Below are 18,792 nucleotides of genomic sequence, written 5' to 3' on the forward strand. Positions count from 1 at the left end.
CGGTTTCGGAGCAGCACGGATCGGAGCAGTCATGCCACGACAGCCCACCCCCGAGGACAAGTTCTCCTTCGGCCTGTGGACCGTCGGCTGGACTGGCACCGACCCCTTCGGCCTGCCGACCCGGACGGCCCTCGACCCGTGGGAGTACGCCGACCGGCTGGCCGAGATCGGTGCCTGGGGCATCACCCTGCACGACAACGACCTCTTCCCCTTCGACGCCGACGACGACGCGCGGGCGTCCCGCCGGCTGAAGGAGGCCACGGACGCCTCCGGCCTGGTCATCGAGATGGTGACCACGAACACCTTCACCCATCCCGTCTTCAAGGACGGCGGCCTGACCTCGAACGACCGCGGCGTGCGCCGGTTCGGCCTGCGCAAGGTGCTGCGCGCGGTCGACCTCGCGGCCCAGCTCGGCGCGACCACGTTCGTCATGTGGGGCGGCCGGGAGGGCAGCGAGTACGACGGGTCGAAGGACGTCTTCGCCGCGCTGGAGCGCTACCGGGAGGGCCTGGACACCGTCGCCGGCTACATCAAAAGCCAGGGCTACGACCTGCGAATCGCGCTCGAACCCAAGCCGAACGAGCCACGCGGCGACATCTTCCTGCCCACCGTCGGGCACGCGCTGGCGCTGATCGCCGAGCTGGAGCACGGCGACCTCGTCGGACTCAACCCGGAGACCGGGCACGAGCAGATGGCCAACCTCAACTACACCCACGCGCTCGGCCAGGCGCTGTGGAGCGGGAAGCTCTTCCACATCGACCTCAACGGGCAGCGGGGCCTGAAGTACGACCAGGACCTGGTCTTCGGGCACGGCGATCTCGTCTCGGCGTTCTTCACCGTCGACCTGCTCGAGAACGGCTTCCCGGGCTACCCGGACGGCCCCCGGTACACCGGTCCCCGCCACTTCGACTACAAGCCGTCGCGGACGGAGGGCATGGCCGGGGTCTGGGAGTCGGCGCGGGCGTGCATGTCGACCTACCTGCTGCTCGCCGAGAAGGCGGCGGCATTCCGCGCCGACCCCGTCGTCCAGGAGGCGATGGCCTACGCCGGGGTGTTCGAGCTGGCCGAGCCCACCCTCGCCCCCGGCGAGACCGCGGCCGACCTCCTCGCCTCGGACGACGGCTTCGACCCGGCCAAGGCGGCCGAGCGGGACTTCGGTTTCGTGCGGCTCCAGCAACTGGCGATCGAGCACCTCGTCGGCTCGCCCGCCCCGGGCGCGGCAGCCGCCCGTTCGGCCGGCTGAGCCGGCCCGCCGTCATGGCGCTCGTCGCGGGGATCGACTCGTCCACCCAGTCGTGCAAGGTGGTCATCCGGGACGCCGACTCCGGCGCTCTCGTCCGCCAGGGAACCGCGCCCCATCCCCCCGGGACGGAGATCGACCCCGAACACTGGTGGACGGCCCTGCTCACCGCGGTCGAACAGGCCGGCGGCCTCGGCGACGTCGAAGCCGTCTCGGTCGCCGCCCAGCAGCACGGGATGATCGCGCTCGACCGCGACGGGCGGGTCATCCGGCCCGCGCTGCTGTGGAACGACACCCGGTCCGCCCAGGCGGCGGACGACCTCGTCGCCGAGCTCGGCGACGGCGAGGCCGTGCAGGGAGCCAAGCTGGGTGCTGAGCACGGCGGCGGGCGGGGAGCCGAGCGGTGGGCAGCCGCGGTCGGCCTGGTCCCGGTCGCCTCGTTCACCGTCACCAAGCTGCGCTGGCTCGCCGACCACGAGCCCGACGCCGCGGCCCGGATCGCCGCGGTCGCGCTGCCCCACGACTGGCTGACCTGGCGCCTCTCCGGCGCCCAGTCGTTGGACACCCTGCGGACCGACCGCTCCGACGCCTCCGGCACCGGCTACTTCGACGCCGTCAGCGGTGCCTACCGGCGAGACCTGCTGGCCCTGGCGCTGCGCCGCACGCCCGGCGACGTCGAACGGATCGTGCTCCCGACCGTCGCCGGTCCCGAGGAGATCGCGGGACGGGGCGACACCTCCGCCGGCTGGGGCCACCTGCTGCTGGGGCCGGGATGCGGCGACAACGCCGGGGCGGCGCTCGGGTTGGACCTGCGGCCGGGCGAGGCTCTGATGTCTCTGGGAACCTCCGGCGTCGTCGCCGCGGTCGCCACCGCCGCCACCCGGGACGCCACCGGCGCGGTGGCCGGCTTCGCCGACGCGACCGGTCACCACCTGCCGCTCGCCTGCACCCTCAATGCCAGCCGCGTCCTCGACGCGACGGGAACCCTGCTCGGCGTCGGCCACGACGAGCTCAGCCGGCTCGCCCTGAGCGTTCCGCCGGGAGCCGCGGGCCTGGTGCTCGTGCCCTACCTCGAGGGCGAGCGCACCCCGAACCTGCCCACCGCCACCGGCTCCCTGCACGGCCTCACGCCGGCGTCGATGACCCCGGCCAACCTCGCCCGCGCCGCCGTGGAGGGCGTGCTCTGCCTCATGGCGGGCTGCCTCGACGCCCTGCGCGACCAGGGTGTACGCATCGACCGGGTGTTCCTTGTCGGCGGCGGCGCCCGGTCACGCGCCGTCCAGGAGATCGCGCCCGCGATCCTCGGGGTGCCCGTCGCCGTGCCCGCGCCCGGCGAGTACGTCGCCGACGGTGCCGCCCGGCAGGCCGCGACGGTCCTGGCCCGCTCGGGCGGCGCCGCACCGCCGTCCTGGCACCGCCCCGACGCCGTCACCCGCACGGCCGAGCCGCTCCCCTCCGTCCTCGACCGGTACCGGGAGGTGGCGGCGACCGTCGCCGCCACGGTCGAGAGCCGGCGCGGCTAGCCGACGTGGGTTGCCGACGTCCGGCTCGCCACTTGCGCGCACTAGTAACTCTGCATTAGGCTCCTACACGTTCCGCGGTGGGTGCACAGGCCAGGGTTCAGTCCCGCAGACATGCCGATTGTCGAGCCGTGTCACCGAGCCGCGCCGATCAGTGGTGGACGCGGATTCCGAGTTGCCGCCGGCCGTTTCCTGACGACGTTGAGTCTCGAGCATCTTCGGCGTGTCCCGGCTTTTCCGCGGCACGAATCGACCCGAACACAGAAGATCAGCAAGATGCTCGCCGGCGGCACACTCCGACGGGAGAATCGTCATGCCCATCGCCCTGGATCGCCGTACACGTCGCGATGCCGACCTGCGCCACGTCGACATCGAGGATTTTCTCGCGCGGGAATTCCCGGGACTCGTCTCGCGCCATGGCCCTCTCGTCGCGCGGGGGATCGCCTTTTTACAGGCACCACCACTCTCCATCGAGATCGGCGCGTCCTCCTGGTCGTTCTCGAGCGACGGCACGACCCTGACCGCCTCCCGCGGCACCGTCGAGGGCGCGCTTGTCGTGACGCTCAGCGAGGCAGAGTTCTCCGACTGGGCGCAGAACCAGCGATCGTTCAACGCGATGCTGATCGCGCGCGAGCTGCGCTACCGCGACGGGTCCGAGGCGGACGTCTCCGCGTGGGACTCGCTCTGGCTGACGCTGCTGGAGGGCTGGCCGGTCGTGGACGACACGATCGAGTTCGTCGATCGTCACGGGACCCCGATCGACCTCGGGCGCGTCTTCACCCCGGCCGACGATCCGGCGGACGTCGCGCATTTCCTGCGCGAGGCCGGTTACCTTCACCTGCGCGGCTGGCTGGACCCGGCGGACATGACCGAGGTCTCCTCCGACATCGACCGGGCGCTCCCCCACTACCGTGAGGGTGACGGTCGTTCCTGGTGGGCGACCCTGGAGGACGGCAGCCGCCGCTGTGTGCGGCTCCAGGAGTTCATCGCTCACTCCCCCGCGACCTCGGCGATCCTGCGGGGCGAACGCTGGGAGCATTTACGCGGTGTTCTGGCCGGCGGCGACCTGCTCGAACGGCGTCCGGTGGACGGTCGCGGCCTGGAAGCGCTCATCAAGCCGATCGGTGTCACGGTCGGCGCGTCGGACGTGAGCTTTCACCGCGACTGCCACTTCGGCCGCCACGCCTACAACTGCTCGAACATGGTCGTCGGGATCGCGGTCACCGGCAGCGGCGAGACCAACGGCCAGCTCCGCGTCATCGCCGGGTCCCACCGTGTTCTGATGCCGGTGGAAATCGCCAAATCGCGACCGTACCTGCCCGTCGTCGCCGTGCCGACCGAGCCGGGCGACATCACGGTGCACCTGACCTGCACCCTCCACGAGTCGACTCCGCCCCTCGTCGAGGAACGGCGCGTCCTCTACACCGGGTTCTCCCTCGCTCCGCGCGCGGACGACGCCAACGGCGAGAACAACAGCAACAGCGGCGGCCACGCCCTGGCGGCGCTGCGCGAGCGGATCTCCCAGATCCTCCTCGACGAGGCGACCCGAACGTGATGGTGGGCAACGGGCGTCCTCATGACGCGTAAGTCTCCGGGGAGGAGAGCGCACGCCCTGCGCACGTTGTTCAGTCACGCCGGCGACGGCGGGCGGCTGCTCGTCGGCGGCTACGCGCTCATCCTCGTCGACGCGGTCGCGCAGAGTCTCACGCCCGCGGTGTTCCGGGTCGTGCTCGACCGCATCCAGCAGGACCCGCGACGGTTCCTTCACGACGGCTGGCAGGGACCCGCGACTGCCGCGGTCGTCGTCTCCGCGACCTTCCTCGTGGCGGCCTACTTCGCCCACACCTGGTGCAGGCGTGGTGCGACGCGATGGGCGAACAACCTGCGGCGGGCCCTGTACGAGCACGTCCAGCGGCTGTCGATGGACTTCTTCCACCGTTCGCGGGTCGGCGACGTCGCCGCCGCGATCAACCAGGACATCGAGCGCCTCGAAGTGACGGTCTGGCAGGGCCTCACGGTGTGGTGGGCGCTGGCAGTCCTGGTCATCTCGGTGGGCCTCATCGCCTGGGTCGACGCCTGGATGACCCTGCTGGCGCTCGGCCTGCTCGCGGTGGCCGTCGGGTGGACGCTGCTGGTGCTCCCGCGGCTCCGCCGCCACAGCCGCGACATCCGCGACGAGCTCGGCCGCACCTCCGGGACGCTCGCGGAGATGCTCGGCGTGAACACGCTCCTCAAGGCGTTCAACGCGGAGGACGACGCCCTGCGCCAGGTGCGGGGCGGTACCGACCGGGTGCGGGCCGGGTCCGAGGCCCTGGCGCGGCTACAGCACCGCTACGCCGACCCGCTCGGCTTCCACCTCTCGTTCGTCGCGCCGTTCCTGCTCCTGTTCGTCGGCGCGTGGCGGGCCGCGTCGGGGACGCTCTCCCTCGGCGACGTCGTCGCCGTCTGGGGCTTCTGGCTGCGCGGGTCGAGCTCGTTGACCGTCGTCATGACCAGCCTCCCCGAGGTGCTGGCTGGCCTGGCCGCCGGCGAGCGGGCCGCGAAGCTGTTCGAGGAGCGACCCGCGGTCAGCGATCTCCCTCGGGCCCCGGCGCTGGCCGTCGCCCGGGGCGGCATCACCTTCGAGCGGGTCTCGTTCGCCTACCCCGGACGGCAGTCGCACCTGGTCCTCGACGGGTTCGACCTGACGATCGCCCCGGGGCGCAGCGTCGCGCTCATCGGCTCGTCCGGCGCCGGCAAGTCCACGGTCGCCCAGCTGCTGCTCCGGCTGTTCGACCCCGCCGAGGGCCGCGTGGCCATCGACGGCCAGGACCTCCGCGAGGTCACCCAGGCCTCGGTGCGTGCCGCGGTGGGTGTGGTCTTCCAGGAGTCGGTGCTGATCAGCGGCTCGCTGGCGCGCAACCTGCGACTCGCCCAGCCGACCGCCACCGACCAGGACATCGAGGCGGCGCTCGAGGCGGCCAACGCCTGGGAGTTCGTGCGCACCTGGGAGAACGGCATCCACACGGAGCTCGGCGAGCGCGGCGTCATGCTCTCCGGCGGGCAGCGCCAACGTCTCGCCATCGCCCGGGTGATGCTGAAGGACCCCCCCATCGTCGTGCTCGACGAGGCGACCAGCGCGCTCGACGCCGGCAGCGAACGCGCCGTGCTCGACGCCCTGGACCGGCTGCTGTCCGGGCGGACGTCACTGATCATCGCCCACCGGATCGCCACCGTCCGCCACTGCGACCAGATCGTCGTGATGGAACGCGGCCGGGTCGCCGACGCCGGCACACACGCCTCGCTGCTCCAGTCCTCGACGACCTACCGCTTGTACTGCCACGAACAGTCGGTGGCCTGAGTAGGAGGATCCGCTGACAGCCGGTCCGTCGCGATGCCTATCTGGTCCGGAGACCGGAGACCGCGTCAGGGAACGTCGATGTGGCCTTGGTCCAGGTCCGCGATACTGGCCGCGCCCAGGAGGGCCAAGGTGCGGTGGACGTCGGCGGCGAACCAGGCGAGCAGCCGGTCGATCCCCCGCTCCCCGCCGGCGCCGAGCGCGTAGAGGTAGGCACGGCCGGCCATGGCCGCTGTCGCGCCGGCCGCGACCGCCTTGACGATGTCGCTGCCGCGCCGGACCCCGCCGTCGCAGATGATCTCGCTGCGGCCGCCGACCGCGTCGGCGGCCGGGGCGACGAGCGGCAGCGTGGCCGGTGCCCCGTCCAGCTGCCGGCCGCCGTGGTTCGACAGCACGATCGCGTCGACGCCCGCCTCGGCCGCGAGCTTCGCGTCCGCGACCGTCTGGATGCCCTTGACGACGATGCGGCCGTCCCAGACCGAGCGCAGCCAGGTCAGGTCCGCCCAGGAGAGGCCGGGGTCGAACTGGGTGTTGATGTAGTCGGACAGCGTCACCGGTGACGCCCCGTCACCCACGTCTCGGCCCGCGACGTTGCTGAACCGGATCGGTTCGCTGCGGACGAACTGCCAGGTCCAGCCGGGATGCAGCAGGCCGTCGAGGATCGTGCCCGGACCGATGGTGGGCGGCAGGGAGAAGCCCCTGCGGACGTCGCGCTCGCGGCGGCCGAAGACGGCGGTGTCGACGGTGAGCACGATCGCCTCGTACCGGGCCGCGGCGGCGCGCTCGATCATCTCCTTGACCAGGCCGCGGTCGCGCCAGGCGTAGACCTGGAACCACAGCCGCCCGTCGCTGACCGCGCGGACCTCCTCGATCGAACGCGTGCTCAGGGTGGACAGCGTGTAGGGAAGTCCGGCGCGGGCGGCGGCGCGGGCCACCGCCAGCTCCCCCCGCGGATCGGCGATGCGGGTGAAGCCCGTGGGCGCGAGCACGAGCGGGTACGCCGCCGGCGCGCCGAGGATCTCCGTGCCGATCGAGACCTCGGGCAGGCCACGCAGCACCCGCGGGCGGAAGGTCACAGCGGCGTAGGCCCGCTCGTTCGCGGCGAGGGTGCGTTCGTCCTCCGCGGCACCGTCGATGTAGTCGAAGACTCCGCCGGGCAGCCGTCGCCGTGCCATCCGCCGCAGGTCGTGCACCGAGGCCGCCCGGGCCAGCCGCCGCTCGGTCCGGTTGGTCTCGACGGGGCCGAACCGCATGACGGAACGCAGTGTCGCCAGGGGCCTCATGACGGCTCGTACCTCCGGAGGGTCGATGCGCGCGCGAGCTGCTCGCGCAGGTCTTCCAGGGTGGCCGGCGCGGCGCCGTGGGCCCGAGCCTGGACGAGGACGTTGCCGAGCGCGGTCGCCTCGACCGGCCCGGCGACGACCGGCACCCCCGCCGCGTCCGCGGTGAGTCGGCACAGTAACTCGCCGCGGGAGCCGCCACCGACGAGATGGATGACCTCGACCTGTCGCCCGGTCAGGTCCGCGGCCCGCCGCAGGGTGCGCGCGTAGGCGAGGGCGAGGGAGTCGACGACGCAGCGCGCGAGCGCGGCCGGCGTCCGCGGCACCGGCGTCCGGCGCACCCGGCCGTCGCCGTCGCGCGCGGCCGCCGCGATCCGGGCCGGCATGTTTCCCGGCGCGATGAGCGCGGGGTCGTCGACGTCGATCACCGGGCCGCCGGATGGCAGCTCCGCGGCGGCGGCGAGGAGATCCTCGAGGTCGGGGTTGTTCCACTCCCGCAGGCATTCCTGGAGCAGCCACAGCCCGCCGACGTTGCGCAGGAACCGTACCCGGCCGTCGACGCCGATCTCGTTGGTGAAGTTCGCCGCGCGGGCGTCCGGGGTGAGCACCGGCGCCGGCAGCTCCAGGCCCACCAGCGACCAGGTTCCGCACGAGACGTAGCCGAAGCTGTCGGTCGTCGCCGGGACCCCGACGACGGCGGAGGCGGTGTCGTGCGAGCCCACCGTCGTCACCGGGACCGGCGGGCCGAGTGCGTGCGTGACGCCGCGGACGGTACCGGGCTCCTCGAGGTCCGGCAGGAGCCGGCGCGGGATGTCGAGCCGCCGCAGCAGCTCCTCGGACCACTGGCACGTCCGGACGTCGAGCAGGCCGGTCGTCGAGGCGTTCGTGAGCTCGGTGCGCAGCCGCCCAGTCAGCCGGTAGGCCAGCAGGTCGGGCACCAGGACGACGTGCGCGGCCCGGTCCCACAGAGGACCGCGCCGCTGCGCGGCGAGTTGGTACAGCGTGGTGAACGGCAGGAACTGCAGCCCGTTGACGGCGAACAGCTCCTCGGGTGGCACCGTGGCGTGCACGTCGTCGACGACCTGCGCCGCGCCGCCGTCACGGTAGGCGACGGGGGGCGCGAGCAGCTCACCGGCGGCGTCGAGCAGCCCGAAGTCGACCGCCCAGGTATCGATGCCGATCGACTCCAGCTCGGGGCAGGCCCGGGCCAGCCGGCGCAGCCCGCGGAGCATCTCGCGGTGCAGGTGGTCGAGGTCCCAGCGCAGCGATCCCGCGGCCTCGACGAGCGGGTTGGCGAACCGGTGGACCGGCCGCAGGGACACCGAGCCACCCTCGACCAGCCCGGCCATCACCCGGCCGCCGGACGCCCCGATGTCGACGGCGGCGAAAACCCGGGCGGCCATCGTCAGCGCAGGAAGGCGGCCGCGACGCCGGCGTCGACGGGGACGAGCAGGCCGGTCGTGTGGCTGAGCTCGCCCGAGCACACGGCCGCGACCGCGTTGGCCACGTGCTCGGGCAGTACCTCCCGGCCGAGCAGGGTCCGCCGGGCGTAGAAGGCGCCGAGCTCCTCCTCGGGAATGCCGTAGACCGCCGCGCGCTGGGCTCCCCAGCCGCCGGCGAAGATGCCGCTGCCGCGCACGACGCCGTCCGGGTTGACGCCGTTGACCCGGATCCCGTGGCCGCCGAGCTCGGCGGCCAGCAGCCTGACCTGGTGCGCCTGGTCGGCCTTCGCGGCGCCGTAGGCGACGTTGTTCGGCCCGGCGAACAGCGCGTTCTTGGACACGATGTAGACGATGTCGCCGCCGAGCCGTTGCGCGATCATGGCTCGCGTCGCGGCCCGCGCGACGAGGAAGCTCCCCTTCGCCATGACGTCGTGCTGCAGGTCCCAGTCCCGTTCGGTGGTCTCGAGCAGCGGCTTCGAGATGGACAGGCCCGCGTTGTTGACGACCAGGTCGATCCCGCCGAAGGCGAGAAGCGTCGCCGCGACGGCGGCCTCGACCTCGTCCGCCTTCGTCACGTCGGCACCTACGCCGACCGCGACGTCGGCGCCGCCGAGATCGACTGCCGCCGACACGGCCCTGTCCGGATCGAGGTCGGCGACGACCACGCAGGCGCCGTCGGCGGCGAGCCGCGCCGCGGTGGCCCGGCCGATGCCGCTGGCCGCGCCGGTGACCAGCGCGACCCGGCCCGCGTGCCGCTTCGGCTGGGGCAGGCGGCGCAGCTTCGCCTCCTCCAGCGCCCAGTACTCGATCCGGAACTTCTCGCTCTCCGGGATCGGCGCGTAGGACGAGACCGCCTCGGCGCCGCGCATCACGTTGATCGCGTTGACGCAGAACTCGCCAGCGACCCGCGCCGTCTGCTTGTCCCTGCCGTAGGAGAACATGCCCACGCCCGGCACGAGGATGATCGCCGGGTCGGCGCCGCGCATCGGCGGCGAGTCGACGGTCGCGTGCCGCTCGTAGTACGCGCGGTAGTCGTCGCGGTAGGCCTCGTGCAGCTCCGCGAGCCGCTGGACGCACTCCTCGGGTGAGGCCGAGGCCGGCAGATCGAGCACCAGCGGGCGGACCTTCGTGCGCAGGAAGTGATCGGGGCAGGACGTCCCGAGCCGGGCCAGCGCGAACAGCTTCTCACTCGCCAGGAACTCCAGGACGACGTCGCTGTCGGTGAAGTGGCCGACCATGCGGTGGTCGCGGGACGCGACCGCGCGCAGGTGGGGCGCGAGCGCGGCCGCCCTGGCGCGCCGTTGCGCGGCCGGCAGCGCGCGCCGGCCGTCGACCTCGGCACCGAAGGGCCGCGGCCGTCCGTGCCGTTCGATGTGGAGTCGCGCCCGCTCGATGATCCAGGTGGAGTTGCGCTCGGACTCCTCGCTGGTGTCGCCCCACGCGGTGATGCCGTGCCCGCCGAGGATGCAGCCGACGGCGCCGGGGTTGTCCCGCCGCACGGCCGCGATGTCGAGGCCGAGCTGGAAGCCCGGCCGCCGCCACGGCACCCACACGACCTTCGTGCCGAAGACGTCCTTCGTGAGCCGTTCGCCGTCGGCGGCGGTCGCGAGGGCGATGCCGCTGTCCGGGTGCAGGTGGTCGACGTGCGGCGCCTCGACGAGACCGTGCATGGCGGTGTCGATCGAAGGCGCGGCACCGCCCCGGCCGTGCAGGCAGAAGTCGAAGGCGGCGACCATCTCGTCCTCGCGGTCCTCGCCCGGGTAGACGTCCACCAGCGCGCGCAGCCGGTCCAGCCGGAGCACGGCGAGACCGGGCTCGGTCAGCGTGCCGAGGTCGCCACCCGACCCCTTGACCCACAGCAGCTCGACGTCGCGGCCCGTGACCGGATCGATCTCGACGCCCTTGGCGGAGGTGTTCCCGCCCGCGTAGTTGGTGTTGCGCGGGTCGGCACCGAGCCGGTTCGACCGGGCGAGAAGCTCGGCGACGGTCCGGTTCCCGCTCACGCGCCCCACCCGGCCTGGGTGCCACCGACCCGCTCGGCCGCGACGCGCTCGGCGTAACCGCTGGCCCGGAAGGCCGCTGTGGGGTCGGCGGGCAGCCCGCGCGACTCACGCCAGGCGGCGAGGTCGGCGCGCACGTCGGTGTAGAAGGCGTCCATGAGGACGGCGTTCGCGGCCAGCACGTCCCCGGCGCGCTCCGCCTCGGCGAGCGCGGCCCGGTCGACGAGCAGCGCGCGGGCCGTCATCTCCTGCACGTTGAGCACGGACCGGATCTGGCCCGGGATCTTCGCCTCGATGTTGTGGCACTGGTCGAGCATGAAGGTCACCTCGCTGCCCTCGTCGTAGCCACCGCCCCGGACGACCTCGGTCATGATCCGGAACAGCTGGAAGGGGTCGGCGGCACCGACGATCAGGTCGTCGTCGGCGTAGAAGCGGGAGTTGAAGTCGAACGCCCCCAGCCGCCCCAGCCGGAGCAGCTGCATCACGATGAACTCGATGTTGGTGTTCGGGGCGTGGTGGCCGGTGTCCAGGCACACCACGGCGCGCTCGCCGAGCGCGAGGCAGTGGACGTAGGCGGTGCCCCAGTCGGGGACGTCGGTCGCGTAGAAGGCCGGCTCGAACAGCTTGTACTCGAGCACGAGCCGCTGGTGCCCCGCCAGCCGGGCGTAGATCTGGCCCAGCGCGTCGGCGAGCCGATCCTGCCGGTCGCGCAGGTCGGCCTGGCCGGGGTAGTTCAGCCCGTCGGGCAGCCAGATCTTCAGGTCGCGGCTGCCCGTGGCGTCCATGATGTCGACGCAGTCGAGGGCGTGCCGGATCGCCTTCGCCCGGACGCGCTCGTCGACGTGGCAGAGGCTGCCGAGCATGTAGTCGTCGTCCTGGAACGTGTTCGTGTTGATCGTGCCGAGCCGGACGCCGTTGTCCCGCGCGTGTTCGCCCAGCTTGCCGAAGTCGTCGACGAGGTCCCAGGGGATGTGCAACGCGACCGACGGCGCGAGCCCGGTCAGCCGGTGCACCTGTGCGGCGTCGGTGACCTTCTCGAACGGATCACGCGGGATCCCGCGCTGCGGGAACACCTTGAACCTGGTCCCGGAGTTCCCGAACGCCCACGAGGGCAGCTCGATCTCCTGCCGAGCAAGATCCTCTGTCGCCTGGCTGAATGCCCGCATCATCGCCAGCCCTTCCGGTCGCCAGCACTTCCGACCACTGTGAGATCTTGTAAATTGTCACACAATCTCGCACGGCCGGCAATCGTGAAGCGAGGATCGAGACGGGAAGGCACTCAGGGACACAACGGCAGGCGCGGTGGCGTCACCGGAGCCGCGTCACCGGACCCGCGTCACCCGTCGGTAGGGCGCCAGCCGGTCGTCCTGCGGGTCGAGTTCGGTCACCAGCCAGTCGACGCGGTCCCAGTCGAGCCAGCGCGCGACGGCCCGCGTGCCGAGCTTCGAGGAGTCGACGGCCAGGACGATCTGCTCGGCACCCGCGGCCAGCGCGCGCTTGACGTCGGCCTCCTCCGGGGTCTCCTCCAGCGGGCCCGCCCGCTCGTCGAGGGCCGCCGCCGAGGCGAACAGCCGCCGCACGGTGATGTCCGCCGCCGCCCGGCTCGCCAGCGGGCCGACCAGGCTGCCGGTCCGCGGATCGAGCCGTCCGCCGGTCAGCAGCACCGAGATACCCGGCCTGTCCCGCAGCACGCCGAACGTGTCGGGCCCGTTCGTGACGACGAGCAGATCGTCCGCGCTGGTCAGAGCGCCGGCGAGCCGCATGACCGTCGAGGACGCGTCGAACGCGACCGCGCCCCCGTCCGGGACGAGCTCGGCGAGCTTCGCCGCGATGCGCGACTTCGCCGCCGCCATCCGGTCCCGGCGCTGGGCGAAGCTGCGCGGGCCGACGGAGCGCGCCCCGCCGCGCACCCGGCGGGCCACCCCGCGTTCCTCCAGCTGGAACAGGTCCCGCCGGATCGTCATCTCGCTGACGTTGAGCGCCGCCGCCGCCGCGGTGATGGTGACCGCTCCCTGATCCCTGAGCTGGTCACTCAGCCAGGTCAGGCGGTCCTCGCCGGGAACGTTCCGCTGGGGCAGTGACACAGGCACCTCGCCGGGCGCGGCGTTACGTGTGAGAACGGTGTGCGAAGCAACGTCAGACTAACAGCCCGTTGCACGGAGATTGATCAGCTGCGATGTGCCGTGCCCTGATCGAGTGTTCCGCGGGACACCAGAACGGAAGCGAGTCACGCGGATCTAGCCCGTGAACGGTTGCACCGGCTGGCCGCGAACTCCCGGGGCGAGGGCGAACACAGCACCCGCCGCCGGATACCGGGTGAGATCGGTGCCGACCTGGGAGGTGGTGATGTAGAGCGTGTCGAGGCGGTCGCCGCCGAAGGTGCACGCCGTCACCCGGGGCACGGGCAGCGGGACGATCCCGTCGAGCCGGCCGGTGGGTGAGTAGCGGTGGACCGCGCCGCCGCCCCACAGCGCCACCCACAGGTAGCCGTCGGCGTCGACGGTGAGCCCGTCAGGCGCACCCGCCTCCTCGGGGACGGTGACCAGCGTCCACCGGTCGCGGAGCCCCCGTTCCGAGTCGTAGTCGAAGACGTCCACCCGTGATGTCGCGGAGTCCACGTAGTAGGCCCGCGCGCCGTCGGGGCTCCAGGCCAGCCCGTTGGAGACGGTGACGCCGGTCAGCACGACGCTGACGGTGCCGTCGGGTGCGAGCCGGTAGAGCGAGCCCGCGCCGGCCGTCTCGGCGTAGGCCATGGATCCACAGTAGAAACGGCCGTCCGGGTCACAGCCGCCGTCGTTCATCCGGACCCCGGCGTCGGCGTCCCACAGGTCCCCGAGGTACCGGCGGACTCCGCCGGTGAGGCCGGAGAAGTCTTCGGGGCCGGCGGGGCCGATGAGCGCGAAGCCGCGTTCCAGTGCGAGCACCGTCCCACCCGCGGCTCGTGGTCGCAGCGCCGCGGCCACGGCGCCGACATGGTCGCGGCGGACGGCGCCGCTCGTGGTGTCGACGGCGAGGACGTCACCGGCCAGCAGGTCGACGCAGCGCAGGCCGCCCCAGTCGGGGCTCCAGACCGGGCCCTCGCCGTGGAAGGCCACCGGGTCGGTGATCTGCTCGGGGCGGTCGGTGGCCACCGGTCAGCCGCCGTGCCGGTTCTGGGGGATCCCCCAGGGATTGTCGTCACGCAGGGGCTCGGGCAGCAGGCGCTCGGGCAGCGACTGGTACGTGACGGGCCGCAGGAACCGGGAGATCGACGTCGTCCCGACCGAGGTGTGCAGGGACGTCGTCGCCGGGTACGGGCCGCCGTGGGTCATGGCCGGGCTGACCGACACGCCGGTCGGCCATCCGTTCCACAGCACCCGCCCGGCCCGTTCCCGCAGCTCGGCGAGCAGGTCCGCGGCGAGGACGCCGTCGGTGTCCTCGCCGTGCACGGTGGCGGTGAGCTGCCCGCCTAGGGCGCGGGCCACCGCGAGCAGGTCGGCCGGATCGTCGTAGGCGACGAGCAGCGACGTCGGGCCGAAGCACTCGACCGCCAGCGTGCCCGGGTCACGCAGCCAGTCGGCGACACCGGTGGCCAGCAGAGTCGGCGTCACGCCGGTCGTCGTCCCGGCGCCGGCGGCCAGCACCCGAACCGCGGGATGGCCCGTGAGCCCGCCGAGGGTGTCCCGGTAGCCGGCCGCGATCCGCTCCCCCAGCAGCGGGGTGGCCGGGCGCGCGGACACCAGCCGGACGAGGTCCGCCTCGGCTGATCCGGCCGGGGCGAACAGGAGGCCGGGCTTGGTGCAGAACTGGCCGGTGCCCAGCGTGTAGGACTCGACGTAGCCGGCCCAGATCTCCGGCCCGCGCCGGGCGGCGGCGGCCTCGGTCACGAAGACCGGGTTGACGCTGCCCATCTCGGCGTAGAACGGGATCGGCTCGTCGCGGGCGGCTGCGAGGTTGAAAAGGAGCCGGCCGGCGTGCTCCGAGCCGGTGAAGGCACCGGCCCGCACGCGCGGGTCGACGAGGGCGGCCCGTGCCGGCTCGTCACCTTCGATCAGGGCCAGCGTCCCCGCGGGCGCACCGGCGGCGGCCAGCGCGGCCGTGACGACGGCGGCGGTGAGACGGGACAGCTCCGGATGGCCGGGGTGGGCCTTGAGCAGCACCGGACAGCCCGCGGCGAGCGCGGCGGCGGTGTCCCCACCGGCGACGCTGAACGCGAAGGGAAAGTTCGAGGCGGCGAAGACGAGCACCGGCCCGACCGGGATCAGCATCCGGCGCAGGTCGGGACGCGGCCCGGTGGGCCAGGCCGGGTCGGGCGGGTCGATCGTCGCCTCGAGGTACCGGCCGTCGTCGAGGAGCCCGGCGAACAGGCGGAGCTGGAACGTTGTGCGGACCAGCTCGCCGCGCAGGCGCGGTTCGGGCAGCCGTGTCTCGCGCATCGCGACCGGGACCAGGGTCTCGGCCGCGGCGTCCAGGGCGTCGGCCACCGCGCGCAGCATCGACGCACGCGCGGCCGGCGCGAGCGCGCCGAACGGCCGGGCCGCCGCCGCGGCGGCGAGCAGCGCTTCGGTGTCGGTCGTGACGGTGTGCACGGCCATCCTTCCGTTGACGAGGCGGGGTGTCACGAGGCGGTGCCGCTGCGGGACGTGGGATGCAGCAGGATCTTCACGGCGGTGCCGGCGGCGTCGTCGAGGAGCCGGAACGCCTCGCCGACGTCGTCGAGGGGCAGCTCGTGCGTGACCAGCGCCGCCGGGTCGAGCTGGCCGGCGGCGAACGCGCGTACCGCGTGGGTCCAGGCCCGCGACGGCGCCCCGAACACGGTGTGCACGGTGAGCTGGGGAAGCACGAGGTCGAGGGCGCGCAGCGGGTGGTCGCCGTCCGCGGCGAGACCGGCGAGCACCACCCGCCCGCCACGGCGGGCGAGCCCGCAGGCCAGCGCCGCGCTGCCGGGCGCGCCGGCGGCCTCGACGACCACGTCGAACCGACGTGACCACCGGCCGCCGGCCGCCTCGTCCGGCGTCAGCAGCGTCGCGGCGCCGCACCGGGCGGCGAGCTCGGCGCGGCCCGGGCGGGGATCCACGGCGACCAACTCGGCCGGGCCGCCTGCCGCCAGCAGCTGTGTGGCCAGCAGGCCGAGCGTGCCCGCGCCGACCACGGCGACCCGCTCGCCGGGAACGGCACCGGCGCGCAGGCACATGGCCGCCGCGCAGGCTGCCGGTTCCAGGCCGGCGGCCGCGCGCAGGTCGGCGCCGGGCGGCAGGACGTGCAGGAGATGGCTCGGTACGACCAGGTGGTCGGACCACGCGCCGGGGCAGGTGAAGCCGGTCTCCTCGTAGGGGGCGGTGCACAGGTTGGTGTCGCCGCGCCGGCAGGCGGGGCAGACCCGGCAGGAGCGGAAGCCCTCGGCCACCACCGGCCGGCCCACGAGGCCCGCGTCCCCCGCCGGGCCGACCGCGGCCACCGTCCCGGACCACTCGTGCCCCGGGACGACCGGGTACCGCACGAATCCGGCGGGCCGGGTGCCGCGCAGCACCTCGCGGTCGGAACCGCAGATACCCGCCCGGGCCACCCGGACCAGCACCTCACCCGGCCCGGGAGCGACCGGTTCGGCCGGGCGGATCTCCAGCTGTCCCGGCGCGTCGATCCACACCGCGCGACCGGTCACGGTCAGCCGCGGCCGGGCGGGCGGGAGCCGCGCAGCTCCCAGCCGTCGGCGTAGAGGTCGAAGTGGGCGCCGCGGGACGGGTGGGCGGCCACGACGTCGACGTCCAGCTCGACGCCGAGCCCGGGTGCGGTCGGCAGGGCGAAGTAGCCGTCGACGACCGGCGGCAGGCCCGGGGCCGCGAGCTTGACCTCCTCGTCGGCGAAGTCGTTGAAGTGTTCCTGGATCATGAAGTTGGGGGTGCAGGCGGCCAGGTGCAGGTTGGCGGCGGTGAGAACCGCGCCGCCGACGTTGTGCGGGGCGACCAGCGTGAAGTGGGTCTCCGCGGTCGCGGCGAGCTTGCGGGTCTCGCTGATGCCGCCGAGATGGCCGATGTCGGGCTGGATGATGTCGGCCGCGCCGAGGTCGAACAGCTCCCGGAACTCGGTGCGGTCGTGGATGCGCTCCCCGGTCGCCACCGGGGCGTCGATCCCGGCGGCGGCCTTGGCCAGCGCCCGCAGGTTCTCCGGTGGTACCGGTTCCTCCACCCAGCCCGGCTCGAACTCGGCCAGCGAGGCGGCGATCCGGATGGCCTCGTGCGGTGCGAACCGCCCGTGCATCTCCACGAGGATCTCCACGTCCGGCCCGACCGCGTCGCGCACCGCCTCGACCAGGGAGATCGAGTGGCGGCGTTCGGCCCGGTCCAGCTCCCACCGGCCGGCGCCGAACGGGTCGAGCTTGAGCGCCCGGTAGCCCCGGGCCACCACCGCCCGCGCCGCCACGTGGAACTCCTCGGGGGTGCGCTCCACGGTGTACCAGCCGTTCGCGTACGCCTTGATCCTGTCGCGGACCCTGCCGCCCAGCAGCCGCCACACCGGCTGCCCCAGCGCCTTGCCCACGATGTCCCAGCAGGCCATCTCGACGCAGGCGATACCGGACATGACGATCTCGCCGGCGCGCCCGTAGTCGCCGCGCTTCATCCGGTCCACCAGCGACTCGATGTCGAACGGATCGGAGCCGAGCACATGGTTGCGGGTCGCCTCGGCCAGGTAGCCCAGCAGCGCCTGGGTGTGGCCGAGCATCCGGGTCTCCCCCACGCCGACCAGGCCGTCGTCCGTGAAGACCTGGACGTAGGTCAGATCCCGCCATGGGGTCCCGTACACGTGCGTCCGCACGTCGGCGATCTTCATGACAGTGCCCCCGGTGCTCCCTCGACAGCGGCGACCGGCGGAGTCGGCGGCGGAGTCGCCGGTGGGGCCGGCGAGGCCGGTGCGTCGCCGGGTGGCGCCGGGACGGCCAGCCCGGCCGGACGCCGTCCTGACCCGACGGCGTCCGGGTAGTAGCGGCGCAGCAGCTCCAGGCCGATCTCGGCCCGCCGGACCCGTTCCCGCCCGAGGGCCACGGCGGTGGCGGTCAGGTGGGTGCCGCTGGGATAGATGTTCGGCGCGTTGCGCAGCCCGAACTTCAGGTAGACCGGCGCGGCGACCCGGACGATCTCGGCGATCTCGAAGTGGCGCACGAAGCCACCGAGGTCGTCGGGCGCCTCGACGTAGAGGTCGATGGGGATGTCCACGGCCGCCCGGACCGCCGCGAGCTGGGCCAGCGACAGGTCGGTCGGCACGTTGTAGGTGTCGGCGCCGAGCTGCTCGACCAGGCGGATCGACGCGGGGTTGGCACAGCCCATCTGCACGCTCACCTTGAAGATCAGCTCCGGTGGCAGCTCACCGGCCGTCCGCATCCGGCCCGCGACCGACAGCACCCCGACGTCGGTGACCAGGACGCTGCGGATCCCGGCCTCGGTGGCCCGGCGGATGTCCTCCAGCACGTGCACGAGCTGTTCGGTCCCCCGCGCCTGCGCGGCCAGGCCGGCACCGCCGGGGGCCAGGGCGGCGGCCCCGGTGTCCCATCCGGCCAGCGGCCGGGCGAACAGACTGACCTCGACGTCCGCCGCCGCCCCGGCGGCCGCCATCGCCGCCAGCTCCCCGGCGGTCAGCAGCAGCCCGCCGCTGCCCTGCGAGACCCGGTGGACCGGGACGCCCCGGCGGTCCGCCTCGGCAAGCACCGCCGCCAGCGCCTCCGGCCCTTCCACACTCGGGATCTCCACCCGGTACTGGGCGCCGTCCGGGAACCGCTTCCCGCTGGACGGCAGGTCGGAGGGATCGGCGCCCGGCAGCCCGAGCGAGCGGAGGAAATCACGCGTCTGTCGCACCCGCGCCTCCCGTTCCTGTTCATGGCTTCTGATGCATGGCCAGGGTGGCCGGCGGGGCGGAGGTGATCCGGTGCCGGCGCGCGGCCGTCCGTGCGTGACAACGGCCGCGAGGACAAATGTTAGCGCTAACATTTCGTCGGTCAAGCC

General features: G+C 73.3%; 14 protein-coding genes. 4 read left to right on the forward strand and 10 right to left on the reverse strand.

Annotated features, from left to right (window positions below; genetic code table 11):
• The first annotated feature begins 31 nt into the window (after positions 1-31).
• The 4 genes from xylA to E0504_RS17285 all read left to right on the forward strand — a co-directional run bounded on the left by xylA (position 32) and on the right by E0504_RS17285 (position 6,100).
• The gene (gene xylA / locus E0504_RS17270) at positions 32-1,243 is read left to right on the forward strand and encodes a xylose isomerase (protein ID WP_112106711.1); all 1,212 of its coding nucleotides are present in this window, start codon (positions 32-34) and stop codon (positions 1,241-1,243) included.
• A gap of 14 nt (positions 1,244-1,257) precedes the next feature.
• A complete protein-coding gene (locus tag E0504_RS17275; protein WP_112106710.1) occupies positions 1,258-2,763 on the forward strand; it encodes a xylulokinase in 1,506 nt (501 codons plus the stop codon).
• 310 nt (positions 2,764-3,073) lie between these two features.
• Positions 3,074-4,315, forward strand: coding sequence for a phytanoyl-CoA dioxygenase family protein (locus E0504_RS17280; RefSeq protein WP_112106709.1), 1,242 nt, complete (start codon positions 3,074-3,076; stop codon positions 4,313-4,315).
• 21 nt (positions 4,316-4,336) lie between these two features.
• Positions 4,337-6,100, forward strand: a complete 1,764-nt coding sequence (locus tag E0504_RS17285; protein WP_131625105.1) for an ABC transporter ATP-binding protein — start codon at positions 4,337-4,339, stop codon at positions 6,098-6,100.
• A gap of 65 nt (positions 6,101-6,165) precedes the next feature.
• Here E0504_RS17285 and E0504_RS17290 read toward each other — a convergent pair whose 3' ends face one another.
• From E0504_RS17290 to E0504_RS17335, 10 genes are all read right to left on the reverse strand, one after another.
• On the reverse strand, positions 6,166-7,380 hold the full coding sequence (locus tag E0504_RS17290) for an alpha-hydroxy acid oxidase (RefSeq protein WP_112106707.1): 1,215 nt from the start codon (positions 7,378-7,380) through the stop codon (positions 6,166-6,168).
• Positions 7,377-8,780: a rhamnulokinase family protein gene (locus tag E0504_RS17295; RefSeq protein ID WP_112106706.1), complete on the reverse strand. Its 1,404-nt coding sequence runs from the start codon at positions 8,778-8,780 to the stop codon at positions 7,377-7,379. Before E0504_RS17295 ends, E0504_RS17290 begins: the two co-directional genes overlap by 4 nt.
• 2 nt (positions 8,781-8,782) lie before the next feature.
• Positions 8,783-10,822, reverse strand: a complete 2,040-nt coding sequence (locus tag E0504_RS17300; RefSeq protein WP_112106731.1) for a bifunctional aldolase/short-chain dehydrogenase — start codon at positions 10,820-10,822, stop codon at positions 8,783-8,785.
• Positions 10,819-11,985, reverse strand: a complete 1,167-nt coding sequence (gene rhaI, locus E0504_RS17305) for an L-rhamnose isomerase (RefSeq protein WP_071065090.1) — start codon at positions 11,983-11,985, stop codon at positions 10,819-10,821. Before rhaI ends, E0504_RS17300 begins: the two co-directional genes overlap by 4 nt.
• Before the next feature lie 156 nt (positions 11,986-12,141).
• The gene (locus E0504_RS17310) at positions 12,142-12,903 is read right to left on the reverse strand and encodes a DeoR/GlpR family DNA-binding transcription regulator (protein WP_235014061.1); all 762 of its coding nucleotides are present in this window, start codon (positions 12,901-12,903) and stop codon (positions 12,142-12,144) included.
• A gap of 153 nt (positions 12,904-13,056) precedes the next feature.
• The gene (locus tag E0504_RS17315) at positions 13,057-13,950 is read right to left on the reverse strand and encodes an SMP-30/gluconolactonase/LRE family protein (RefSeq protein WP_131625106.1); all 894 of its coding nucleotides are present in this window, start codon (positions 13,948-13,950) and stop codon (positions 13,057-13,059) included.
• A gap of 3 nt (positions 13,951-13,953) precedes the next feature.
• Positions 13,954-15,393: an aldehyde dehydrogenase (NADP(+)) gene (locus tag E0504_RS17320; protein WP_112106730.1), complete on the reverse strand. Its 1,440-nt coding sequence runs from the start codon at positions 15,391-15,393 to the stop codon at positions 13,954-13,956.
• Between the two features lie 23 nt (positions 15,394-15,416).
• Complete coding sequence (locus tag E0504_RS17325; protein ID WP_112106703.1) at positions 15,417-16,460, reverse strand: zinc-binding dehydrogenase; 1,044 nt, start codon at positions 16,458-16,460, stop codon at positions 15,417-15,419.
• 2 nt (positions 16,461-16,462) lie between these two features.
• A complete protein-coding gene (locus tag E0504_RS17330; RefSeq protein ID WP_112106702.1) occupies positions 16,463-17,626 on the reverse strand; it encodes a mandelate racemase/muconate lactonizing enzyme family protein in 1,164 nt (387 codons plus the stop codon).
• Positions 17,623-18,645 carry a U32 family peptidase gene (locus E0504_RS17335; RefSeq protein WP_112106701.1) on the reverse strand — a complete coding sequence of 341 codons (1,023 nt, stop codon included), beginning with the start codon at positions 18,643-18,645 and terminating at the stop codon, positions 17,623-17,625. The genes E0504_RS17330 and E0504_RS17335 overlap by 4 nt, the downstream gene beginning before the upstream one ends.
• Positions 18,646-18,792: the final 147 nt, after the last annotated feature.

Source organism: Parafrankia sp. BMG5.11 (assembly GCF_004337455.1).